The sequence below is a fragment of the Tianweitania sp. genome (genome assembly GCF_032053605.1).
Classification (GTDB): domain Bacteria; phylum Pseudomonadota; class Alphaproteobacteria; order Rhizobiales; family Rhizobiaceae; genus Tianweitania.
The window spans coordinates 1-2,084 of the sequence record NZ_DAMBUH010000059.1 but is presented as its reverse complement, the minus strand read 5'-3'; the positions used below and the strand labels follow the sequence as shown (position 1 = coordinate 2,084).

The 2,084-nt window shown below is 62.5% G+C and carries 3 protein-coding genes; all 3 read left to right on the top strand.

The genetic code is table 11. The features are described 5' to 3' along the window. Positions 1-318 precede the first annotated feature (318 nt). Positions 319-696 (top strand): fluoride efflux transporter CrcB, encoded by a 378-nt coding sequence (gene crcB, locus RTX98_RS13415; protein WP_312797180.1) that lies wholly within the window; start codon positions 319-321, stop codon positions 694-696. A 31-nt stretch (positions 697-727) separates the two neighbouring features. Further along, a complete protein-coding gene (locus RTX98_RS13410; RefSeq protein WP_312797179.1) occupies positions 728-1,711 on the top strand; it encodes an RluA family pseudouridine synthase in 984 nt (327 codons plus the stop codon). 129 nt (positions 1,712-1,840) lie between these two features. Continuing rightward, positions 1,841-2,084, top strand: a 244-nt coding sequence (locus RTX98_RS13405; protein ID WP_312797177.1) for a fructose-bisphosphatase class II, incomplete at its 3' end; no start/stop codon positions are given.

Below are 2,084 nucleotides of genomic sequence, written 5' to 3'. Positions count from 1 at the left end.
GAGCCGGTTCAGCCTGTTTCGGACCTTTCCAGGGGGAAAGCCACCCGAACAGCCCACCGGTGCCGCGGCAAGAACACCGACGGACGCGAAACCACCCGCGCCGTATCTAAAATCATCAAAGGCGCGGGGTTTCGCGTCCGCTTCCCAAGCCTAGCGCGCGGGAAGGCGGAAACCTGTGCCTGCTGCTGGCGTGCGAACCGTTGGAGCGTGTTCTTTGACAGTATGGCGCTGCGCCAGGATCGTGCCACTTCGGATGCCCCACACACTCCTATCGTGTAAGACAAGCCTAGTGCCGGCACAGAGAAACGAACAACGCTGATGATAAACCTTCTTCTTGTAGCCGCGGGCGGTGCGATCGGGGCGTCGCTGCGGCATCTCGTGAACACCGGCAGCACCCGCATCTCCGCTTTGGCATTTCCGTGGTGGACGATCCTCATCAACGTCGTGGGCTCGCTCGTGATGGGGCTGTTCATCGGCTGGCTGTCGCGGCGCAGCGGAACATCGGATGCCTTGCGTCTGTTCGTGGCCACCGGCGTGCTTGGCGGGTTCACGACCTTCTCGGCCTTCTCGCTTGATTTTGCGACGCTCTGGCAACGTGGCGATGTCGTCGGGGCCTTCGGCTATGCGGCGCTGAGCGTCATCGTGTCCCTGATTGCAGTGTTTGCGGGATTGTGGGTCGCGCGCATCCTGCCGTGATGCTATCTGCGGTTCAAACAGAGCGTGAAGTATGGCAGGCGTTGAAGTAAAATCGGTGGATGCGGGCGAGGCGGGCATGCGTCTCGATCGCTGGTTCAAGTCCCATTATCCTGGGCTCGGCTTTGGCCACCTTCAAAAGCTGCTGCGCTCCGGCCAGGTTCGCATCGATGGCAGCCGCGCCAAGGCCGACACACGCATTCAGCCCGGCCAGTCGATCCGCATTCCGCCGCTTGGCATTGACGAGAAGGGCACCGGCGGTCCGCTGACCGCGCGCACCATCCGTGGCCAGGATGACGGCGACCTTCTTGCCAAGATGCTGATCCATGAAGACGACAAGGTGTTCGTGTTCAACAAGCCCGCGGGTTTGGCGGTGCAGGGCGGATCGGGCGTGTCCCGTCACGTCGATGGCATGTTGGAAGCCTGGCGCAACAAGAAGGGCGAAAAGCCCCGCCTTGTTCATCGCCTCGACCGCGATACGTCCGGCGTCCTTGTTGTCGCGCGTTCTCGGCTCGCTGCGATGAAGCTGGCAGAGTCCTTCAAACACCGCGAAACGCAGAAGACCTACTGGTCCCTCGTCAAGGGCGTGCCGAAGCAGCGCGAAGGGCGTATCTCCTCATGGCTGGTGCGGGAAACGACGCCGGATGGCGACCGCATGCGCATCGCCAAACATGGTGAGAAGGGCGCCGACCACGCCATCTCCAATTACCGCATCGTCGAGCAGGCAGGTCAGCAATTGAGCTGGCTGGAGATGGAGCCCTACACCGGCCGCACCCACCAGTTGCGCGTGCATGCCGTGGAACTAGGCTGCCCGATCATCGGCGACCCCAAATATTTCGAGGCAGATCAGAACTGGGAGTTTCCGGGAGGGTTGCAGAACCGCTTACATCTGCATGCAAGGCGGATCGTCATCCCGCATCCAGATCGCGGCTCCATCGATGTAACAGCCGACATGCCACCGCATATGGTGCAAAGCTGGAACCTGCTCGGCTTCGACGAAGGAAGCGCAGCCGATTAGATGAATTGGGCTGCGGACCCTAAACGGCGCTGCCGTAGCTCTTGAAGCGAACACGGGCCTGCGCCACAACCAGCTTTCATAGCGGCGGCCACACGGGGTGGCGCTTAGCTCCTTTGGGAAGTCCGTACGATGGCAAAATCTGCCGGCCTCGACCGCATCCTCACGCTTGAACTCGTTCGCGTCACCGAGCGCGCCGCCGTGGCTGCCGCGCGTTTGCGCGGGCGCGGCGATGAGAAGGCTGCCGACCAGGCGGCGGTGGACGCCATGCGTTCCGAACTCAACCGCCTGCCGATCAACGGCACGGTGGTGATCGGCGAGGGCGAGCGCGACGAAGCGCCGATGCTTTATATCGGCGAGGAAGTCGGCACGAGGG

Coding starts and splice junctions, on each gene's coding strand:
- crcB (WP_312797180.1), top strand. CDS start 319: ATGATAAACCTTCTTCTTGTAGCCGCGGGCGGTGCGATCGGGGCGTCG.
- RTX98_RS13410 (WP_312797179.1), top strand. CDS start 728: ATGGCAGGCGTTGAAGTAAAATCGGTGGATGCGGGCGAGGCGGGCATG.